16 protein-coding genes are annotated in these 15,953 nt (G+C 48.4%); 6 read left to right on the top strand and 10 right to left on the bottom strand.

Features of this window, described 5'->3' with window-relative positions:
* Positions 1-114: 114 nt before the first annotated feature.
* Positions 115-453 carry a P-II family nitrogen regulator gene (glnK, locus tag B0681_RS09420; RefSeq protein WP_078318478.1) on the bottom strand — a complete coding sequence of 113 codons (339 nt, stop codon included), beginning with the start codon at positions 451-453 and terminating at the stop codon, positions 115-117.
* A gap of 240 nt (positions 454-693) precedes the next feature.
* Here glnK and murD point away from each other — a divergent pair, with 240 nt between their 5' ends.
* The 3 genes from murD (at position 694) to B0681_RS09405 (ending at position 4,820) form a co-directional block, all read left to right on the top strand.
* Positions 694-2,070 carry a UDP-N-acetylmuramoyl-L-alanine--D-glutamate ligase gene (gene murD, locus B0681_RS09415; protein ID WP_078318477.1) on the top strand — a complete coding sequence of 459 codons (1,377 nt, stop codon included), beginning with the start codon at positions 694-696 and terminating at the stop codon, positions 2,068-2,070.
* 176 nt (positions 2,071-2,246) lie between these two features.
* Positions 2,247-3,422 carry an FtsW/RodA/SpoVE family cell cycle protein gene (locus tag B0681_RS09410; RefSeq protein WP_078318481.1) on the top strand — a complete coding sequence of 392 codons (1,176 nt, stop codon included), beginning with the start codon at positions 2,247-2,249 and terminating at the stop codon, positions 3,420-3,422.
* Positions 3,423-3,425: 3 nt separating this feature from the next.
* Positions 3,426-4,820 carry an MATE family efflux transporter gene (locus B0681_RS09405; RefSeq protein WP_078318476.1) on the top strand — a complete coding sequence of 465 codons (1,395 nt, stop codon included), beginning with the start codon at positions 3,426-3,428 and terminating at the stop codon, positions 4,818-4,820.
* 57 nt (positions 4,821-4,877) lie between these two features.
* Here B0681_RS09405 and B0681_RS09400 read toward each other — a convergent pair whose 3' ends face one another.
* Complete coding sequence (locus B0681_RS09400) at positions 4,878-5,474, bottom strand: FxsA family protein (RefSeq protein ID WP_078318475.1); 597 nt, start codon at positions 5,472-5,474, stop codon at positions 4,878-4,880.
* Between the two features lie 126 nt (positions 5,475-5,600).
* Here B0681_RS09400 and ruvC point away from each other — a divergent pair, with 126 nt between their 5' ends.
* On the top strand, positions 5,601-6,191 hold the full coding sequence (gene ruvC, locus B0681_RS09395) for a crossover junction endodeoxyribonuclease RuvC (RefSeq protein ID WP_078318474.1): 591 nt from the start codon (positions 5,601-5,603) through the stop codon (positions 6,189-6,191).
* Between the two features lie 11 nt (positions 6,192-6,202).
* On the opposite strand, the gene B0681_RS09390 is transcribed toward ruvC, so the two are convergent.
* The 7 genes from B0681_RS09390 to B0681_RS09360 form a co-directional block, all read right to left on the bottom strand.
* The gene (locus B0681_RS09390; RefSeq protein ID WP_078318473.1) at positions 6,203-6,727 is read right to left on the bottom strand and encodes a GDYXXLXY domain-containing protein; all 525 of its coding nucleotides are present in this window, start codon (positions 6,725-6,727) and stop codon (positions 6,203-6,205) included.
* Positions 6,727-8,496: a DUF2157 domain-containing protein gene (locus tag B0681_RS09385; protein WP_078318472.1), complete on the bottom strand. Its 1,770-nt coding sequence runs from the start codon at positions 8,494-8,496 to the stop codon at positions 6,727-6,729. The genes B0681_RS09390 and B0681_RS09385 overlap by 1 nt, the downstream gene beginning before the upstream one ends.
* Before the next feature lie 148 nt (positions 8,497-8,644).
* On the bottom strand, positions 8,645-8,857 hold the full coding sequence (locus B0681_RS09380; protein WP_078318471.1) for a cold-shock protein: 213 nt from the start codon (positions 8,855-8,857) through the stop codon (positions 8,645-8,647).
* Between the two features lie 368 nt (positions 8,858-9,225).
* Positions 9,226-9,654, bottom strand: a complete 429-nt coding sequence (locus tag B0681_RS09375; protein WP_078318480.1) for a hypothetical protein — start codon at positions 9,652-9,654, stop codon at positions 9,226-9,228.
* A 146-nt stretch (positions 9,655-9,800) separates the two neighbouring features.
* A complete protein-coding gene (gene ilvC, locus B0681_RS09370) occupies positions 9,801-10,823 on the bottom strand; it encodes a ketol-acid reductoisomerase (RefSeq protein ID WP_078254878.1) in 1,023 nt (340 codons plus the stop codon).
* Between the two features lie 148 nt (positions 10,824-10,971).
* Positions 10,972-11,487 (bottom strand): acetolactate synthase small subunit, encoded by a 516-nt coding sequence (ilvN, locus tag B0681_RS09365; protein ID WP_078254880.1) that lies wholly within the window; start codon positions 11,485-11,487, stop codon positions 10,972-10,974.
* Positions 11,487-13,325, bottom strand: coding sequence for an acetolactate synthase 3 large subunit (locus tag B0681_RS09360; RefSeq protein ID WP_078318470.1), 1,839 nt, complete (start codon positions 13,323-13,325; stop codon positions 11,487-11,489). The genes ilvN and B0681_RS09360 overlap by 1 nt, the downstream gene beginning before the upstream one ends.
* 513 nt (positions 13,326-13,838) lie before the next feature.
* On the opposite strand from B0681_RS09360, the gene B0681_RS09355 reads away from it, so the two are divergent.
* Both B0681_RS09355 and queG read left to right on the top strand, forming a co-directional pair.
* Entirely contained in the window at positions 13,839-14,252 is a 414-nt protein-coding gene (locus B0681_RS09355; RefSeq protein ID WP_143821234.1) for a hypothetical protein, read from the top strand.
* On the top strand, positions 14,245-15,399 hold the full coding sequence (gene queG / locus B0681_RS09350) for a tRNA epoxyqueuosine(34) reductase QueG (RefSeq protein ID WP_211271532.1): 1,155 nt from the start codon (positions 14,245-14,247) through the stop codon (positions 15,397-15,399). Before B0681_RS09355 ends, queG begins: the two co-directional genes overlap by 8 nt.
* Positions 15,400-15,447: 48 nt before the next feature.
* Here queG and lysM read toward each other — a convergent pair whose 3' ends face one another.
* Entirely contained in the window at positions 15,448-15,942 is a 495-nt protein-coding gene (gene lysM / locus B0681_RS09345; protein WP_078318467.1) for a peptidoglycan-binding protein LysM, read from the bottom strand.
* Positions 15,943-15,953: the final 11 nt, after the last annotated feature.

Genomic DNA, 15,953 nt, shown 5'->3' with positions numbered 1-15,953 from the left:
CTTTTGGGGTGCGGTTCAATTCTGCGGTGTATTTTTTTTGGTATAAATTTATAGATCACAGCGCAAGCTTTCTTAACGCAGTTTGTCAGATTGGCGATATTAGCAATACACTCATCACAGCGCACTTTCATCAAATTCGCCAGTACGGATACGAATCACTTGCTCAAGTGGCGTCACAAAGATCTTACCGTCGCCGATTTTGCCGGTATTGGCAGCCTTGATGATCACTTCAATGATGCTATTGGCCATCTCATCGCTACAGGCGATCTCGATTTTGATTTTTGGAAGAAAATCAACCACATATTCAGCACCGCGGTACATCTCGGTATGCCCCTTTTGACGACCAAATCCCTTAACTTCGGTGATGGTGATGCCATTGACGCCAATTTCCGAGAGCGCCTCGCGTACCTCGTCGAGCTTAAATGGCTTGATGATTGCAGAAATCAGTTTCATAAATTTTCCTTTGGCAAAAAATGGGTTGGGGTCAGCCAAATTCTCATACAACTCAAAGTATTATATAGCCCAAGCAAATAATTAACAACCGTATTTTAACAAAATCTGATCCTCAGTGCAGCGGCGCGCCATAACTTGCTGCGATCCCATAGCCTAGACCTATCGCCCATCTGCCAAACCTGCTACAATAGTCACATCTGTTATCATAGGTTGCTGACACTAAAGAGTAAGGAAAACCCCATGTCAAAAAAATATGCCGTCATCGGTCTGGGCAGTTCAGGTCTGTCTGCTGTTCGTTATTTGTGTGAACAAGGACACGCCGTTGCCATCACCGATGCCCAAGCCGCGCCGGCATTAGCCGATCAGCTGCCTGCCGAGGCGCTGCAGCATTTTGGCGCCATCGATTCTGCAGTATTATTGTCATCAGATGTCATCGTCATCAGTCCTGGCATTGATCCGCGCACCCCAGCCGTCCAAGCCGCCAAAGCAGCTGGCATCCCCGTGATCAGTGATGTGCAGCTGTTTGTTGACGCCTTGGCCGAGCGCGACGCCAAAAATGCGACCCAGACACCGATCATTGCCATCACAGGCTCCAATGCCAAAAGCACCGTCACCACCTTGGTCGGCGAGATGGCAAAGCAAGCAGGCATTTGTGTTGGCGTTGGCGGCAATATCGGCACCCCTGCTTTAGAATTATTAACAATCGATAACATGGCATTGGCGGTGCTTGAGCTGTCCAGCTTTCAACTTGAACACATCAGCCATCTGTCTGCCAAAGCTGCGACCATCCTAAACCTCTCTGCCGATCATCTGGATCGCCATGATGGCATGCAAGACTATCTGAATCAAAAACTGCGCATTTTTGAGGGCTGTCAGACTGCTGTGATTTGCCAAGATGATCCTGCACTGGCGCGCGCCTGCTTAGCTGCCCTGCCTGCTGATGCACAAATCATCCACACCGACAGCTCACTTGCTGCCAAGGACGAATTTCATCTGCATGATGCTGGCGATGGCTTGGCACTGTATTATGGCGCCGATAAGCTCATCGACACCCAAGCGCTTAAGATTAAAGGCAAGCATAACCTGCTCAATGCCTTATCAGCATTAGCCTTGGGGATGGCCGCTGGACTTGATATGCCATCGATGCTCATTGCGCTTGAAAACTTTAAGGGCTTGGCGCATCGCTGTGAATATGTCGATGAAGTGGCAGGCAAGGCTTATTTTAATGACTCAAAAGGCACCAACATCGGTTCGACTTTGGCTGCCATCGATGGCCTTGGCACAGTCTATGGCGAACACTCGATCGCGCTGATCTTGGGTGGCCTGGGCAAAGGTCAAGACTTTAGCGAATTATCCGATCCAGTGGCGCGCTGGGCAGGTGCAGTATATTTGATCGGGCAAGATGCCAATCTCATCGAACAAGGGCTATTGGCGGGCAATGAGCGCTTGGCCAAGATCATCGAGTCGGTAGGGACGCTGGATGCGGCGGTCGCACGCGCCAGTCAGAGCAGCGCCAAAGTCGTTTTGTTGTCACCTGCTTGCGCCAGCATGGATCAATTTAAAAACTACAGCGAGCGCGGTGATCACTTCGTAAAGCTTGTGCATGCGTTAAGCTGACTTTGACCAAGCCTCGATCACCTCGAGGCTTTTTTTGGTTATCGGTTTTATGAACACAGATCGATACCGCGATAAAAATTGTTGGCACAAAATCGCATCATTTGCCCAAAAATCCGTTATAATAGACAGTTTAAGCATATTTTCACCTCATTTAATACCTTGTGACAGCCAACACCATGCCCCAATTTTCTGAAAAATTTCTGAGATTTTTTGATGCCATCAATCCCAGAAAAGTTCTACTGATCAGCTTAGCCCTGGTCATCTGCATCAGTCTTTTGATGATTGCTTCAGCATCGATACCATTTGCTGTGTCGCGCGATCTTGCGCCTTTAAGATTTTTTTGGAGTCAGCTGAGCTATGTTGCCATCGGTGGCATTTTGGCGTTTGCGATCTATCAGATTCCTCTTAAGCTGTATTATCATCGCCAGCACATGAATGTGGTGCTGTTGATGTGGGCGATCTTGCTTGGGCTGCTGATTTTGACTGCGGTGGCTGGCGAAGTAATCAATGGCTCTCGGCGATGGCTAAATCTTGGACTCTTTAATTTTCAGGCGGCTGAGCTTGCCAAGGCGGTGATGGTCTTTGTCACCGCTGACTATGTGGTGCGTCGATCGGCTGAGCTGCGCAGTAATGTGTTTACTGGTGTGCGGTTGTTGGTGTGGTTTTTGCCCATCGGCGGCTTATTGCTGCTACAGCCTGACTTTGGTTCGGTGATCGTACTTTTGGCGACACTTGGAGTGATAGTGTTTATCAGTGGCGCACCTGGTCGACAATACGCGTGGTTTGCACTGTTGGCATCACTACTCATCGGCATCGCAGCGTGGCTTGAGCCGTATCGCCGTGAGCGCATCTTGTCATTTACCAATGCCTTTGATGACATCCAAGGGTCGGATTTTCAGTTGGCGCGCAGCTTGATTGCTTATGGGCGCGGTGAATTTACTGGCGTCGGCTATGGTGATAGCGTCCAAAAACTCTCTCATCTGCCTGAGGCGCACACGGACTTTTTATTGGCCATCACAGGTGAAGAGTTTGGCTTTTTGGGGGTGTTTTTGGTGCTGTTATTGCAAGCACTGATCATTTTTAGCATCATGGTCATCAGCTTGCGCGCACTCAAGCGTCGCCAACTGCGCCTAAGCTACACTGTGTTTGGCTTTGCGGTGGTGATGTTTGGTCAAGTGATCATCAACGCTGGCATGACCATGGGGTTGGCGCCCACCAAAGGCTTGACCATGCCGTTTTTTAGCTTTGGCGGTTCATCGATGGTGGTGCTTTTGATGATGATTGGTTTTATCCTGCGCGTCGATAAAGAAAGCCTTGAGATTCACGCCCAACGCCAAAACGACAAATACTAAAGCATGCTATTAGACATTCGCCGCTTTGGCTGGCCCACCTACAAAAAAGAGCTGTCATCACTGATCCATCTGGGGCTGCCGATGCTGCTGTCACAACTGGCACAAGTCGGTACAAGCTTCATCGATACAGTCATGGCAGGCGGTGCTGGCAAGGGTGACTTGGCAGCAGTAGCACTGGGCAGCAGTGTTTTTATCACCATTTATGTGACGCTGACAGGCTTGATGACCGCCTTAAACCCAATGATCTCACAGCTGTATGGCGCCAAACACAGCGTTCAAGTTGGCGAGATGGGTCGTCAGGGTCTGTGGTACGGACTGATCGTCGGCGTGATGGGCATGGTGGCAACTTGGCTTGCGATCGCTCCGTTTCGCCTATGGCTCGATGTCAGCGAAGACACCTTTGCCATCGCCGAAAATTATCTGTGGTTCATTGGCTTTGCCATGCCAGCTGCGATGCTACATCGAGCGCTACATGCTTATGCCTCAAGCCTAAATAAGCCCAAGGTCATCATGTGGGTCAGCTGGCTGTGCTTTTTTATTAACATTCCTTTAAATTGGATTTTTGTGTACGGCAAATTTGGCATGCCCGCCTTGGGCGGTGCTGGCTGTGGCTTGGCGACGGCGATCGTGTTTTGGATCAATGCACTGGTATTGTGGCTGCTCATCGCCAAAGATCGCACCTTGCAGGCCTTTGGCTTGATGGATCGCTTCGATTGGCCCAATCCCAAATCTTTCTTAGAGATCACCAAGCTTGGCGTACCGATTGGCTTGTCATTTTTTATTGAGGTTAGTTTATTTACCTGCATCATGTTTTTGGTGGCCAAATTGGATGGTAACACCGAGGACTATGTCGCAGCGCAGCAAGTGGTCATCAGCTTGACCAGCCTGATTTATATGATTCCCCAAAGTCTGGGCAGCGCTGCTACCGTGCGCGTCGGCTTTAGCCTTGGCCGCGAAGAATACCATCGCGCGCGCTACATCAGCGGTGTTGGCATCAGCTTTGCCATGCTGATTTCGCTGGGTACGGCGATCTTTTTGGTGCTTTTGCGCTATCCTTTGGCGATGATGTACACCAATGATGCGGCGGTGATTGCTTTGGCAGGCAGCATCATCTTATATGCAGCAGCGTTTCAGTTGGTCGATGCGGTACAATGTGTGGCAGGATTTTGTTTGCGCGGCTATAAGGTGACGACTGTGCCGATGCTGATTCACATCGTCGCTTTTTGGGGTTGTGGTTTGATTCCAGGCTATTGGCTGGCATTTCATCAAGACATGGGCATCTATGGTTTTTGGGCGGCGCTGATCGTCTCGCTGGGGCTCGCGGCAGTATTTTCGCTGTGGTATCTGGAGATGCACAGCCAAAAAGTCACCACTCAGATGCGCGTTCGCATTTTATAATTTCAATCAAAAAGCCCCAATCATCGATCAGGGCTTTATTAAAATTAGGCTTTGGCATCAGTCATCATTGGCTGACTTGATGCGCTTGATGTCTGGATTGACAGGCTTGGCCTCGCCATCAACTGTCGTACCAAAACCGCCTGTTTTGCCAAATGGGCCATTTTTACCAAATGGACTACCGCCCATACCTTGGCCGAACGGACTGCCGCCCATGCCACCAAAAGGACTTTGGCCGCCCATTTGCTTGGCCATGATTTGCATCATTTTGTCTTGATTTTTTAGAGCATAATCTTTGGCTGCGGCGGTGAGTTTATTTTGGACAACTGGCAACAACAGCAGCAGCGCCACCAGATCCGTCAGCAGACCTGGCAACAAAAACAGCAGGCCTGAAAAGCCCAGCGCGATGGACTTGGTGATGGTCGCTTCAGCAGGTTGATTGGCTGGGTTTGGAATGACGCCTTTTTGGATGGCTTTCATTTGCTGAGCCATCGGATTTAGGGTGCCTGCTGCCTTTCGAATCATCACGATGCCAATCACTGCTGCAATGATGAACCAAAAAAACACATACCAACCACTGACAAACTGAGCGGCAAGATACCAAATCAGCATTTCGATGATAAACCAAATCAAGGCAATGCCTACTAATGCACCCATGCCCATCTCCTTAAAAGATTCAATAAACAGATAAAATACGCTATACTACCAGTAAATTAGGACGATTGGCAAGTTTTCAAGCCTCTTTTATGATTTCAACGACAGTTTTGGATTATTGACACCTTTATGACCCTCATCATCGGCATCGACCCAGGCTCGCGCATGACAGGCTATGGCATCATCAGCACAGACAATGACAAATTGAGCTTTTTGGATGCTGGCACCATTCGCACCAACTCAACCGACATCACCGAGCGCATCGCTCAGATCTTTGCAGGCGTGTCGCGCATTGTCACCCATTACCAAAAATACAGCGATAAGCCGATGCAAGCCGCCATCGAACAGGTCTTTATGGCCTCAAATCCCGACTCGGCGCTAAAGCTTGGGCAGGCTCGCGGTGCTGCCATCGCGGCGCTGACTGCACTGGATTTACAAGTCAGCGAATACACCGCGCGTCAGATCAAGCAAGCGGTCTGCGGCTATGGCGCCGCCGACAAAGAACAGGTCACCGCCATGGTGTGTCGCATTTTATCCCTAGAAGTCATCCCTCAAGCCGATGCCGCCGATGGCTTGGCATGCGCCATCTGTCACGCACACGCCTCGCATTCGATGAATAAGCTATTAGGTGCAGCCGCACTCGGTAGTCGCACGAGCAGCAAGAAAAAAGGCCGCTGGCGATTGCATGAAGAAGATCTATTAAAATTAAAACAGCGTTAAGCTCAATGAGATCAATCCTGAGCGCCTTGCCACCATGAAATGCCATCTTGGCAGTTTAAGACTTGCAAATTCTCATCCACCAAATCCACCAGCATTGCTTGGCCATCATCAGCGACGGACAGCTTGGCATAGCGTGCTTCACCATAGCACTCACCCAAGCCTTCGGCAAACAAAAAACTGTCGGTTGCAGGATGCCATTGCCAATGGTGAAATGTCAGCATCAGTGGCGTGCTGTGCGTATTTGAGGCTTGCCAATCAGCCGAGACGATGCGATTGGCATCATCAAGCATTACCCACGCCTGCCGCCGCTTGCCATGCTCATGATCATCGACTGTTTCTGCATCCACATCATTAATGCCAGCCAATGCATAGCCTAGTTGCATATAGTCGCCTTGGATGAGAGATCTGGGATCGACGGGGGCGAGTTTGGCATACATTGGTGTGCCTGCTGCTAATTGTGCCTCATATCGTACAATCAGCGCGCCAAGCAGTATCACAGTGATACATGCAATGATTATCGGGATAAATTTTCTCATCACACTGTCCTTTTATCCAAAGACACACCCATTATGATCATCACACATCCTGTGATGAAAATTGTGATAAACTTCACCAAAAACACCAACGACAGCTGATAATAGATCAGCCATAATAAGCCAATTCCCACACAAACCGCCAATCCATAACTGACATAGTCTCGCCGCGCCACCGCCATCGCTAGTACCAAAATTACCGCAAGCAACCCCGCTAGCCCAAAACCTGCCATCAGACCTAGCGGCATCAGCAGTAGGGTCGTCGCCATCGGCAGTCTCGATAAGCGAAGCCCTAAGCCAATCAATAGCGGCATACTTGCCATCAACATCGCCAACGGCACGGACACACCTCTTAGGTCACCGTCAAGCATCCCAAAATACAGCGACCAGCCCACCGCAAGCGCCATCACCCATAGCCCCACCCCACGCACATCCAGATGAGCATGATCCAGCCATACTTGACGATCCACCCACACAGCAGGCAAAAATCCAAGGGCATACAGCCCATAAGTCATCAGCGTCGGCTGATCGTTTGCTGTCATCACATCAAAGCTTTGGATGGCAAGCAGCCCATACAAAAACAATGCATACATCAGCAGATACAGCCAATGCACGCGCACACGCCATAATAACCCCAAAACCGCACTCTGCAGCGCGATCAATGGCCACAGACTCTCAAGATCCCACCGCTCCATGATGGCATAGATGCTAAGACCAACCCCAACCGCCACCAGCGCATAGCCCAAATGGCGCGTATAAGCCCACCGACCAGCTTTGGTAAGCATCATCATACCAAGCATCAAAATAAAAATCGCATACGCCGTCATCACCCACGCCGAATCAAAGCCCATCAGCACATCCGCCACGAGCCATAATAAGGCGAACAAGCTTGTCAGCCAGCCGCCGACAGCCAGCAGTGCTGTTTGGACTTGGGTAAGCTTACGCCCAAAGTGCCGATAAATACCGTAGGCAAGCAGCCCAAACCATACATGAGCCAAGATGCTGATCACAAGCAGGGACTCGATCTCAAAGCCAATCACTACAGCACAAAATACTGCCATCGCCCCGCCGACCACACCGATGGCAACGCTTGCCATCTGCCGCATCGGCAATCTGACTTTTGCCCACAAGGCAAATAGCCACGGCGAGATAATCACCATCAGTGTACAAAACACCTGTGCCACAGAAAGCTCAAACCAATCACTGATAGCCGCATAAACCGCAAGCACCGATAGCCCAAGCGCCACAAGCCACGACAGACGACACCGCCCAAACACTCGCCACACGCCAAGCAATAATACCATCGCCCAAGCAGGATACCAGCGCTCATCCCACGCCATCTGATCGACCGTCAGCCACAGTGCCACTTGCGACACCGCCATCAATAGCACAAACGATGCATCATTCACCCGATACAGCCATGGCGCGATCAGCACCGACCACAGTACAAATAACCACATACCATCAGCACCCGTCTGATACACTTGCCCAATCACCGCAAGCGATAAGCCTGCCATCAAGGCTGACATCGTATGTAGCGCACTCATCCACATCGCTGATGCACGCATACTCATCACAGCACACAGCATCATCACAAGCGGGTTGATGATAAGTTTCACTTCATCCGGCAAAAGCCGCCAATTCGCCGCCATCAGATAAATCAATGACGCTGCGATCATTATAAGACCGAACACGACCCACTGCATCGCCATCGGTGTAGATGTCAGCGCATCAGGCAAGTTGACAAATTGGCGTTTGGACTGATAAATCATAACAAATACTCACAGCGGTAGATTATTTTAATCATAACAAAGCCAACAAGAACTTTCAAACGGCGAAAATAAAAAAAATGCCGCCCAGTTGGACGACATTTTATGCTATCTAAAGTCAGATCACTTCTTGGATCTTTTTGATGACTGTTTAGATCGCTTCGATTTCTTCAGCTTGTGGGCCTTTTTGACCTTCGCCTAGAATGAACGATACTTTTTGGCCTTCAGCTAGAGTTTTAAAGCCAGAACCTTTGATCGCGCTGTAATGTGCGAACACATCTTGGCCGCCATTGTCTTGAGCGATGAAGCCAAAACCTTTAGATTCATTGAACCACTTAACAGTGCCTTGTACTTTATTTGACATAACAATTTTCCTAATTTGGATGATGAAAAGCGTAAAATACGCGAACTTATGCTATTCATGCAAAACTTACAATAACGATCGGGATCACGGACACAGGTCCTAACTTCTTCGCTCATCCAAATAAGAAACTTACTGGTCTTTACTAAAGAACGCTTGATACCACTGCGTTTTTCTGCAGTTACACTTCAAAGTCTTTTTGATAATGACAACCTCAAACGACAAAATCATCGGCATCAAATTAACTGAGCGGTACACAAATACCATGCCAAGCAGTATAACAGATTCTCACCCAAAAAGGTGAAATTTTTTTAAAATTTTTAAAAATCTTATAAAAAATATCAAATATGTATCATCAACTTTATGACAGTCTAAATTTGAATACGCCCAAAAAGCTCAAAAACCGCTACCAAACACAGCGCAAAATAGACAATCCCAAATGAGCGACAATAGTGCAAATATTTGATGGGTAATGCAATTTGTGCTGGATCATCAGGCAGATCGACGCCGCGCATTAGCCGCGCTGAATACAATAAACCTAAGATGCTATACAGTGGATAAACAAAGGCCACAACAGAACCAAACAGCTCAAGCTCAAGAAAAAACCACGCCAAACCACTCACCAGCGTCCAAGCAGTCGAAAATATACTGACCACCATAAATATGCGGCCGACAGGCATTTTGCCACCGTTTTTTTCAAGCAAAGTAGCTTCAATGATGACGCACAGCGCCACGAACAAACTTGTGCAGACATAAACGGTGGGTAGAACATCTTTAAGATCGGAAAATTGGCTGAACATAATACGCTTATTAATCAAAAGCGCCATTATAGCGGTTTTGACCATAAAATCATAGCCAATAAAATGGCCGCAAGCACAGACTTGCGACCATAACACTGTATCGAGCCAAATAACGCTTGATTACAAGACATTATTTGGCCAGTAAATCAGTTCTTTTCTTTGTCGATGATTTTGTTACCACCAATCCAAGGCATCATCGCACGCAGCTTAGCACCTGTAGTTTCGATTGGGTGTGCTGCATTGTTGCGGCGACGAGCAGTCATTGAAGGGTAGTTAGTCATACCTTCAGCGATGAACATCTTCGCGTATTCGCCATCTTGGATGCGTTTTAGAGCATTACGCATGGCTTTGCGTGATTCTTCGTTGATGACTTCTGGACCAGTCACATACTCACCGTACTCAGCGTTGTTAGAGATTGAGTAGTTCATGTCAGCGATACCGCCTTCGTACATCAAATCAACAATCAGCTTAAGCTCATGCAAGCACTCAAAGTATGCCATCTCTGGTGCATAGCCTGCTTCTACTAGGGTTTCAAAGCCCATCTTCACAAGCTCAACTGCGCCACCACATAGAACCGCTTGCTCACCGAATAGGTCAGTTTCGGTCTCGTCTTTGAAAGTGGTTTCGATGATACCAGAACGGCCGCCGCCCACGCCTGCTGCATAAGATAGTGCAAGCTGCTTGGCTGAGCCTGATGCATCACGCCATACAGCGATCAAATCAGGGATGCCGCCACCTTTGGTGAACTCAGAGCGTACAGTGTGGCCTGGTGCTTTTGGTGCAACCATGATGACATCTAGATCGCTACGTGGCTCAACTTGGTTGTAGTGGATCGCAAAGCCATGAGCAAATGCCAAAGTTGCACCTTGCTTGATGTTTGGCTCGATAACTTCTTTATAAAGTTGGCGTTGGAATTCGTCTGGGGTCAAAATCATGACCACATCCGCACCAGCGACCGCGTCGGCAGTTTCAGCGACTTTTAGGCCAGCGTTTTCAGCTTTTTTCCAAGAAGCAGAACCGGCACGCAGACCGACAGTCACATCAACGCCTGAGTCTTTTAGGTTCAATGCGTGTGCATGACCTTGAGAACCGTAGCCGATGATGGCGACTTTTTTGCTTTGGATGATTGACAAATCACAATCTTTGTCATAATAGATATTTAGGCTCATAAGAGTTTCCTTTTGTTAAAAATCGTTTTCAAATCTAAAATCTAAAACGAGTTGGTTAAAGTTAATTAGTTTTTGGTTTGGCTTGGCAAGCTGTCGAAATCAAAGCTTGATCCCAAAAGCATCATTGGTGATTTTTACGGCACCACAATTACAAACTCAATGTCTTCTCACCACGAGCGATACCAATCACGCCTGAGCGTACCACCTCTAGGATACGATCACGGCCGATGACATCGATAAAGCCATCAAGCTTGCCTGCATCACCAGTGATCAAGATGGTGTACAGATTTGGGGTGACATCGACGATTTGGGCACGGAAAATATCCGCCGTACGCTTGACTTCTTCGCGGTGTGAGCCTGTGGCACGCACTTTGATCAGCATCAGCTCACGCTCGATTTGGCTACCGCCACTGATTTCAGACAGATTTTGTACCTTGACCACTTCAATGAGCTTATGCAGCTGCTTGGTGATTTGCTCAATCTTATCATTGGTGGTGATGGTCGTCAGCGTCAGACGAGAAATCGTCGGATCATCGGTTGCAGCGACATTGAGCGTATCAATGTTGTAGCCACGCTGTGAAAACAGACCAACCACACGAGATAGCGACCCTGCTTCGTTTTCCATCAATACAGAAATCAGATGTTTATGGACTTGATTTGACATTAGGTACGCTCCCCTTTTGATAGCCACATATCACGCATTGACTGACCTGCCACTTGCATCGGATAGACGTGTTCGCTCTTATCCACATACACATCGATGAATACCAGCTTGTCTTCCATCGCCAACGCCGCTGCCAGCTCTTCTTCCATTGTCGCAGGATTGGTGATTTTTACGCCTTTATGCCCATAGCTTTCGGCAAGCTTCACAAAATCAGGCAGCGACTTCATATACGACTGTGCATGGCGTGCTTCGTATAGCATATCTTGCCACTGCTTAACCATGCCCAGTTGAGCGTTGTTTAGGTTTAGGATTTTTACAGGTAGATTGTACTGTAAGCAGGTTGACAGCTCTTGGATATTCATCTGAATCGAGCCTTCACCCGTGATACAAACGACAGTCTTTTCGGGGCGAGCAAGCTTGGCTGCCATTGCATACGGCAAGCCGACACCCATCGTGCCTAGACCGCCTGAGTTCAGCCATTGGCGTGGTTCATCATATTTATAGTACAGTGCAGCAAACATCTGGTGCTGACCGACATCTGAGGTGATGATGGCTTGACCTTTGGTGAGTTTGTACAATGTCTCAACCACGTGCTGTGGCTTAATGGCATGGATTTCAGCTTCCATATCATCAGCATCATAACGCAGTCCATGACGCTTACGCCATTCGTTGATTTGTTGCCACCAGTCATTGAGTGCGTGCTCATCGATGCGCTTGTCAGTTTCTTTGAGCTGTGAGAGCATCTCAGTCAGCACAAGCTTGACATCACCAACGATAGGGATATGTGCGGTGATGGTTTTTGAGATGCTGGCAGGATCGACATCAATATGGATGACGGTTGCATTTGGGCAGAATTTTTTGACATTATTGGTGACGCGGTCATCAAAGCGTGCACCAATCGCCAAAATCACATCCGCATGGTGCATGGTCATGTTGGCTTCATAAGTGCCGTGCATACCCAGCATACCGATGAATTGCTCACCTGAGCCTGGATACGCACCCAAGCCCATCAAGGTATTGGTCACAGGGAGTTTGAGTAGATCAGCAATTTGGCGTAGCTCTTCACTGGCATTACCCAAAATCACACCACCGCCTGAGTACAATACTGGGCGTTTTGCCGCCAAGAGTGTCTCGATGGCTTTTTTGATTTGACCGCCATGTCCTTTGTGCGTCGGCTGATACGAACGCATCGAGATAGACTCAGGCATACGATAAGCAAATTTATCGCTTGGATTGGTCATATCTTTTGGAATATCAACCACAACAGGGCCTGGACGACCTGAGCCTGCGATATAGAAAGCTTTTTTGATGATTTCAGGGATTTCTTCAGCGCTACGCACTTGGAAACTGTGCTTGACGATTGGGCGAGAGATACCCACCATGTCACACTCTTGGAATGCATCATCACCGATCAGCGTGGTCGGCACCTGACCAGCCAAGATTACCATCGGAATGGAGTCCATATAAGCAGTAGCAATCGCAGTCACGGTATTGGTCGCACCAGGACCTGAGGTCGCCAGCACCACACCAGTCTTACCTGTGGTACGGCTATAGGCATCCGCCATATGACCTGCTGCCTGCTCATGGCGGACTAGGACATGTTCGATTTGATCTTGTTTGAATAAGGCGTCATAAATGTGCAGTACCGCACCGCCTGGATAGCCGAAAATGTACTCAACACCTTCATCAATCAAGGCTTGCACAAGCAGCTCGCCACCTGACATCATGGCTGTCTCACCACGAGCCAGCTTCTCTTGGGCTTCACGGAAATGTGCTGCTGCGTCTTTGGTCTGGGTGTGTCCCGTCATGTTCGGGGCTTGGGTGGTTTGTTGCGTCATCAGTTACATCCTTTTGCCAATCAACGGCAATATACAGACGAAATGGCGTAGCATGGTCAGTAACAGACTGTCAATTCAGGATGAACTTCAAAGCAAGGGCATCGTGACAATGCCAACAAGAAAGGAATGGGATAATTTCTTGTGTCTTGCAGACCGATAAGTCCTATTGCAATGTACAATCTTGCGTCATCAAACGGTAATCCGATGGCACCAATCGCACAAACGCAGCACCTGATAAATAGCTACGCCGACTCATGATAATGCTTATAACTTTTAGTATGCTTTATAAGCGTCATCAAAACAATGCCAACTATATTACCCCAAAAACCCGTTCTTGCCAAGCCATTTTTTTAATCATTTTACTAATTTTGTTCAACAAATGGCCTTTATCATCCTTCTGATCGTCATTTATCCCAAAAATCCTTGATTGCTGCGTGCTTTTTATGATGGTCTAATGCTAAAATGACGGCCAAATGCTCGGGTTGATGGGCAAAGTGGGTATGGTTGATTGGTGTGTTAATTGCAGCAAGCGTGGTAAGCATGGGTAAAAAGCGACAGATGATAAGACGGCATGTTGGCATCAAAGTTGGGTTGGTGGCGTTGGTTGTTGGTGTTTTTGATCAATTATCGATGGCAAACAGCGGTGTGGTTTATAAAAGCACAGGCCAACACGGTGAAGCGCTGTTCAGTCAAATGCCGCCAATCGATCGAAAATTTCAGGCGGTGCCTGTGTATTATCTGCATCCGCCCCTTCGTGCTGCATCAGACGCTTGTCGCTATTTGAGCATCAACCTACAAACGCTCCAATCAGGCGGCAACATCGTTGAGGTGGATGAGCAAGGTAGACGACGCCCAATGAGCGCTGAAGCCATCCAAGCTAAGATCACCGACATCCAAGATGCTGTGCGCGAGCATTGCCATGACTAAGCCATCATCACAGCCATCACGCATTGACAGCACCACCCTACCCGATGTCGATGCGGTCAAGGACTGGATCCGTGCCAAGGCGATGGAGCTTGGCTTTGCTGATTGTGGTTTTTTGAGCGTACATCATCCACTATTTGCCGAGCAGACTCAGGCGCTCAAAGCATGGCTTAACCAAGGGCTACACGGCACGCTGGATTTTATGCAGGATAATCATGAGCTGCGAGCCAGTCCACATAAGCTTGTTGATGGTGCCAAAACCATCATCAGCGTGCGTATGGATTATCTACACACTCTGCCAAATCCACGACGCATTGATGATGACAACAGACCAAATCACGCCATCATCGCTCGCTATGCTCGGGGGCGAGATTACCACAAAACCGTCCGCCAACAGCTCAAAAAACTGGCTCGTGCCATCGAATCCGAACTGCCCAACTGGACACATTTATCCATCGATGCCGACAAGCCTTTTGTGTTTCGGCCATTTAGTGACTCAGCGCCGATTTTTGAGCGTCCGATTGCTGATGCTGCAGGGCTTGGTTGGACAGGTAAGCACACCTTGCTGATCAATCGGCAAGCAGGGTCGTTTTTTAATTTGGGCGAGCTGTTTATTAGCCTTGACTTGGTTGGCAAGACCGAGAGTCATCCTGTCAAAGTACACTGTGGCAGCTGTACCGCTTGTATTGATATTTGCCCGACCAAAGCCATCATCGCACCCTACACGCTCGATGCCGGTGCGTGCATTTCTTATCTGACGATCGAACACAAAGGTAGTATTGATATCAAATACCGTAAAGCCATTGGCAATCGCATCTTTGGCTGTGATGACTGCCAACTGATTTGCCCGTGGAATCGCTATGCCAAGCTTGCTACTGTCGCTGATTATGCCCCCCGTCATGGGCTAGATGAAATAAGCTTACTTGAAGTATGGGCATGGGATGAAGATGAGTTTCTACAAAAGACCGAAGGCTCACCACTTCGGCGCACCGGCTATCTGAATCTACTGCGTAACACTGCCATCGCCCTTGGCAATAGCCAGCCCGATGATACCACCAAAGCAGACACCATCAAGGCACTACGTTCACGGCTAGGTATGAATGCGATGCTTGATGAGCATATTCATTGGGCGATTCGTGAGCTTGAATAAAAAATCCCCAAACCATCTGGCTTAGGGATTTTGTTTATCATCAGACTATCACGCAGGAATACGCAATACTTGACCTGCATAAATCTTATCTGGGTGGCTCAGCATTGGCTTGTTGGCATCAAAGATTTTCATATAGTCATTGGCATTGCCGTACATTTCTTTGGCGATTTTTGAGAGTGTATCACCTGATTTGACGGTATAAAAACGCGATTCTTCGGCAGGCGTTTCTACTTCGATGTCATCAACGACAGTCTCAACATACTGCACATTGCCCACTGCCAGACGCGCGCGCTCACGGTCTTCTTGGGTCTTAGCGGTGCCTGATAGCGTCACGGTGTCGGTGTCGCCGTTATAATTGACTTTTAGGCCAGAGATGTTGACATTTTGAGCTTGAATACGAGCCAATAGCAAATTGGCGATCTCTTGAGCAGTTGGCTCAGCTGCTGCTGGCGCTGCGCTCGGTGCAGCTTGCTCAGTCGCGTCTTTTTTGTTGCGGTTAAAAATCTTATCGCCGATGTCTTTGGCAAAGCTAAAAATACCCATGTATGACTCCA

The sequence above is a fragment of the Moraxella porci DSM 25326 genome (assembly GCF_002014855.1).
In the GTDB taxonomy this organism is placed as follows: Bacteria; Pseudomonadota; Gammaproteobacteria; order Pseudomonadales; family Moraxellaceae; genus Moraxella; species Moraxella porci.
Note: the sequence above shows the minus strand (reverse complement) of the source record. Positions and strands in the feature narration are given on the sequence as shown.

Bases quoted from the DNA above. Each gene is read 5' to 3' on its own strand.
- glnK (WP_078318478.1), bottom strand. From the start codon at position 453: ATGAAACTGATTTCTGCAATCATCAAGCCATTTAAGCTCGACGAGGTA.
- murD (WP_078318477.1), top strand. From the start codon at position 694: ATGTCAAAAAAATATGCCGTCATCGGTCTGGGCAGTTCAGGTCTGTCT.
- B0681_RS09410 (WP_078318481.1), top strand. From the start codon at position 2,247: ATGCCCCAATTTTCTGAAAAATTTCTGAGATTTTTTGATGCCATCAAT.
- B0681_RS09405 (WP_078318476.1), top strand. From the start codon at position 3,426: ATGCTATTAGACATTCGCCGCTTTGGCTGGCCCACCTACAAAAAAGAG.
- B0681_RS09400 (WP_078318475.1), bottom strand. From the start codon at position 5,474: ATGGGTGCATTAGTAGGCATTGCCTTGATTTGGTTTATCATCGAAATG.
- ruvC (WP_078318474.1), top strand. From the start codon at position 5,601: ATGACCCTCATCATCGGCATCGACCCAGGCTCGCGCATGACAGGCTAT.
- B0681_RS09390 (WP_078318473.1), bottom strand. From the start codon at position 6,727: ATGAGAAAATTTATCCCGATAATCATTGCATGTATCACTGTGATACTG.
- B0681_RS09385 (WP_078318472.1), bottom strand. From the start codon at position 8,496: ATGATTTATCAGTCCAAACGCCAATTTGTCAACTTGCCTGATGCGCTG.
- B0681_RS09380 (WP_078318471.1), bottom strand. From the start codon at position 8,857: ATGTCAAATAAAGTACAAGGCACTGTTAAGTGGTTCAATGAATCTAAA.
- B0681_RS09375 (WP_078318480.1), bottom strand. From the start codon at position 9,654: ATGTTCAGCCAATTTTCCGATCTTAAAGATGTTCTACCCACCGTTTAT.
- ilvC (WP_078254878.1), bottom strand. From the start codon at position 10,823: ATGAGCCTAAATATCTATTATGACAAAGATTGTGATTTGTCAATCATC.
- ilvN (WP_078254880.1), bottom strand. From the start codon at position 11,487: ATGTCAAATCAAGTCCATAAACATCTGATTTCTGTATTGATGGAAAAC.
- B0681_RS09360 (WP_078318470.1), bottom strand. From the start codon at position 13,325: ATGACGCAACAAACCACCCAAGCCCCGAACATGACGGGACACACCCAG.
- queG (WP_211271532.1), top strand. From the start codon at position 14,245: ATGACTAAGCCATCATCACAGCCATCACGCATTGACAGCACCACCCTA.
- lysM (WP_078318467.1), bottom strand. From the start codon at position 15,942: ATGGGTATTTTTAGCTTTGCCAAAGACATCGGCGATAAGATTTTTAAC.